4 protein-coding genes are annotated in these 3,544 nt (G+C 73.3%); 1 reads left to right on the top strand and 3 read right to left on the bottom strand.

Going from position 1 to position 3,544, the window contains the following annotated elements; genetic code table 11:
• The first annotated feature begins 56 nt into the window (after window positions 1-56).
• Complete coding sequence (locus BKE38_RS29795; RefSeq protein ID WP_076960690.1) at window positions 57-836, top strand: glycerophosphodiester phosphodiesterase; 780 nt, start codon at window positions 57-59, stop codon at window positions 834-836.
• On the opposite strand, the gene mepA is transcribed toward BKE38_RS29795, so the two are convergent.
• The 3 genes from mepA to BKE38_RS29780 all read right to left on the bottom strand — a co-directional run bounded on the left by mepA (window position 833) and on the right by BKE38_RS29780 (window position 3,458).
• Entirely contained in the window at window positions 833-1,693 is an 861-nt protein-coding gene (mepA, locus tag BKE38_RS29790) for a penicillin-insensitive murein endopeptidase (protein WP_076960689.1), read from the bottom strand. The two genes, BKE38_RS29795 and mepA, sit on opposite strands and share 4 nt — an antisense overlap.
• Window positions 1,694-1,698: 5 nt before the next feature.
• Window positions 1,699-1,980 (bottom strand): hypothetical protein, encoded by a 282-nt coding sequence (locus BKE38_RS31160; protein ID WP_076960688.1) that lies wholly within the window; start codon window positions 1,978-1,980, stop codon window positions 1,699-1,701.
• Window positions 1,981-2,084: 104 nt separating this feature from the next.
• Window positions 2,085-3,458, bottom strand: coding sequence for an HlyD family type I secretion periplasmic adaptor subunit (locus tag BKE38_RS29780; RefSeq protein ID WP_076960687.1), 1,374 nt, complete (start codon window positions 3,456-3,458; stop codon window positions 2,085-2,087).
• Window positions 3,459-3,544 lie beyond the last annotated feature (86 nt).

Below are 3,544 nucleotides of genomic sequence, written 5' to 3'. Positions count from 1 at the left end.
AAGCTGTCACAGCCAGAGGCTTGCGGCCGCCGCGCCGGCGCGGCAGAGCGGGCGGCATGACGGATCCCGCCCCGACGCCGCCCCGCCACACTCCCCGCAATGCCCCGCCGACGGCGGTCGTGAGCCATCGCGGCGGCGCCTTCCTCTGGCCCGAGAACAGCCTGGAGGCCTTCCGCCAGAGCCTGGCCCTGCCGCTGGACCAGTGCGAATGCGATGTCCACCTCAGCGCCGACGGCGTGCCGATGGTGATCCATGACGCGACGCTGAACCGCACCACCGAGGGCCATGGCCCGGTGGCGGCGCTGACGGCGGCCGAGCTGACCCGGCTGCGGCTGCGCGGCGCCGGCCAGCTGCGCATCCCGACTCTGGCCGAGGTGGCGTCGCTGTTCCGCGGCAGCCGCCAGCAGCTGCAGGTCGAGGTGAAGGTGGCGCCCGGCGCGAAGCCCGATCCGGCGCTGGTCGAGAAGAGCCTGGCGGTGCTGGACGCGGCCGGCATCCGGGCGCAGGTGCGGATCATCGCCTTCGAGGCCGAGCTCGCCGCGGCCGCCTTGCGCGCCGGCGGGCTGGCGGGGGTGATCTGGCTGTTCGACCCGCGGCTGATCGACGCGGTCGGGCAGGAGGGCATCGTCGGCGTCGCCCGGGCGCATGGCTTCGACTTCGTCGAGACGCATATCTCCGCCCTCGACGAAGCCTTCGTGGCCAAGCTGCGCGATGCGGGGCTGAAGGTGGGGGCCTGGGGCGCCAATCACGGTCCCACCATCCAGAAGGCTTTCTCGCTCGGGCTCGACGCCATGGCGACCGATGATCCGGTGCTGGCGCTGCAACTCAAACCCTAAGGCGCGGCGAGAATCCCCGCGCAGGCGGCCGGCATGCGCGGGGCCGGGCCCGGCGGCCGGGGCTTCGGCGGCTGCCGCGCCTCGGCCGAGAACCACCAGTCGAGGCTGGCGTCGCACCCCGTTCCGGCGGGCACCGGCGCCTGGTCGTGGCAGTCGCCCTGGCCGGGCGGGCAGCGCAGGCGGACGTGGAAATGCTCGTCATGGCCCCGCCAGGGCCGCAGCTTGCGCAGCCAGGCGGCCTCGGGCTGCTGCCGGCAGATCGCCTGCTTGATGGCGGGATTGACGAAGATGCGGTCGACGCCGGGATGCTCGGCCGCCAGGCGCAGCAGGGTGACATGGCGCGGGGTGAACTGCGCGGGGTCGATGTCCATGCCGTCGGGGCGGACCAGCGAGGCGACCGCGATCTGCTCGCGCTGCGCTGTGGTCAGGGCGGGCTTCGGGCGCAGGTCGAACCAGATATCGGCGTCCAGCCCGATCTGGTGGCTGGCATGGCCCCAGGGCAGCGGCCCGCCGCGCGGCTGGCCGAGATCGCCGTACCAGAGGGCGGGCAGCCCTGCCGCCTGGGATCGCGCGCCGAGGTCGCGCAGATAGGCGGTCAGCGCCGGATGCCCCCAGAAGCGGTTGCGCGACAGCCGGACCATCTGGAAGCCCGGGCCGGATTCCGGCATGGCTTCGGCGCCGCCGATGCAGCCCAGCCCATGCGCGCCGACCACATGCGGCGCGCCGGGGGCGGGGCCGCGCGCCGCCGCCCAGGCCGAGGCCCGAGGCGGATCAGCGGCCAGCGCCGCGCCGCCGGCGACGGCCAGGGCGAGCCCGGCCAGCAGGGCGCAGCCGGCGCCCTGGCGCAGCCTGGCCAAGCCGGTCAGCCGGAGAAGCGGAAGGAGCCGGGGACCGCCTCGGCCTCGGGCTTCCCATCGGTCGCGGCATTGGTCTGCTGCGCCTGCTTCACCTTGGCGTCGATCTGCTTCAGCAGGGTCAGCAGGCTGTTGGCGAAGGCGGGAAGCTGCACCACCGGGATCATCAGCTGGCCGCAGGCCACCGGCTTGCCGTCGGCGCCGGTCTGCGCGAGGCCGATCCGGGTGACGCCGTAATTCACGCTGGCTTCCAGGATGCCGTCGGCGAAGAGCACGGGCTGGTCGGGCATCGGGCAGGATTCTCCTCAAAGGGATGCGGCGGGCGGAGGACGGGGCCCGTCCTGGGACCCCATCCTGGCCGCTCGCGCCGCCGCAGGCAAATGCTGCGCGCGGGCTACTGCTCGCGGAAGGCGCGGTGGAAGCTGTCGAGCACCGGCTGCATCATGTAGCGGAAGAAGGAGCGGGAGCCCGTCTGGATCTGCGCCTCGACCGGCATGCCGGGGCGCAGCTCGACATGCTCGAGCCGGCTGATCTGGTTCTCGTCGATGACGATCTGCACCCGGTAGTGGCTGGCCCGCGTCCGCTCGTCGGTGGTGACGTCGGAGGCGACGAAGGTGACCTTGCCGTCCAGGAAGGGCACCAGCCGCTGCTTGAAGGCGGGCAGCCGCACCTCGGCCAGCAGGCCGGGATAGACCACGTCGATGTCGTTGGGCGACAGCTGCACCTCGGCCACCAGCCGGTCGGTCGAGGGCACCAGCTCCATCACCGGCTCGCCCGGGCGGACCACGGCGCCGATGTTGAAGAACTTGCTGCCCAGGATGACGCCGTCCTCGGGGGCGATGATCTCGCGCCGGGTGGCGACGTCGCGCGCGGCGCGCAGCTTCTCGGCGGTCTCGTTGAGCCGGGTGCTGTTCTCGCGCGCCTCGGTGCTGATTTCCGACATCCGCTGGTCGCGGGTCTGGCGCATCTGGTTGCGCGCCTCGTCGGCCGAGGCGCGGGAGCGCTCCACCTGGCCGTTCAGGTCGACCATGTTGCCCTCGAGCGAGGCGACGTTGCGCTGCAGCGACAGCAGCCGCGGCATGCGCTCCAGCCCCTGGCGGACCAGGTCGACGACGCTGGCCTCCTCGCGCTTGATCAGGTCCAGCTGGCGGCGCTGGCTGTCGATCTGGCCATGGGCGGAGCTGGCGGCGGCCTCGTGCTGGGCGATGCGCGCCTCCAGCACCAGCAGCGAGCTCTGCAGGTTGGTCTGGCGGGCGGCGAAGAGGGTGCGCTGCCCGGTCATGATCTCCTGCAGGCGGGGATCGGTGCTGGCCAGCATCTCGGCCGGGAAGCGGATGTCGGCGGCGCCGGCGGCCTCGGCATTGAGCCGCGCCTCGGCCGCCTTCAGCGCCCAGTACTGCGCCTGCAGCGCCTCGAAGCTGCTGCCGGACTGCACCTCGTCGAGCCGCATCAGCACCTGGCCGGCCTTCACCCGGTCGCCGTCGCGCGCCAGGATTTCCCTGACGATGCCGCCTTCCAGGTGCTGGATGGTCCGCCTGCTGCCTTCCGAGCGGATCTGCCCGGGCGCGATGGCGGCCTCGGCCAGCGGCGCGGTGAAGGACCAGGCGGCAAAGCCGCCGACGAAGAGGGCGATCGCCCCCAGGCCGAAGAGCAGCGTGCCGCGGGTGCGCGGGCGCGAGGCCTCGGGCGCCAGGTCGGGGGCGACCGGCGGCAGCGTGCTGACCGGGCGGTCGAGCGCGCCGCCTTGCGGAGTGGTGGTGATGCTCATGCGGCACCTCCGGGCTGGCTGGCGAGGCGGGGCGTGGGCTGGGCCGGGATCTCGGCCGGGCGCGGGCCCAGCAGGCGCTTCAGAAC

This window comes from Teichococcus deserti, from assembly GCF_001982615.1.
Taxonomy (GTDB): Bacteria; Pseudomonadota; Alphaproteobacteria; order Acetobacterales; family Acetobacteraceae; genus Pseudoroseomonas; species Pseudoroseomonas deserti.
Note: the sequence above shows the minus strand (reverse complement) of the source record. Positions and strands in the feature narration are given on the sequence as shown.

Excerpts from the sequence above, each read along its gene's own strand:
- BKE38_RS29795 (WP_076960690.1), top strand. The coding sequence starts at position 57 with ATGACGGATCCCGCCCCGACGCCGCCCCGCCACACTCCCCGCAATGCC.
- BKE38_RS31160 (WP_076960688.1), bottom strand. The coding sequence starts at position 1,980 with ATGCCCGACCAGCCCGTGCTCTTCGCCGACGGCATCCTGGAAGCCAGC.
- BKE38_RS29780 (WP_076960687.1), bottom strand. The coding sequence starts at position 3,458 with ATGAGCATCACCACCACTCCGCAAGGCGGCGCGCTCGACCGCCCGGTC.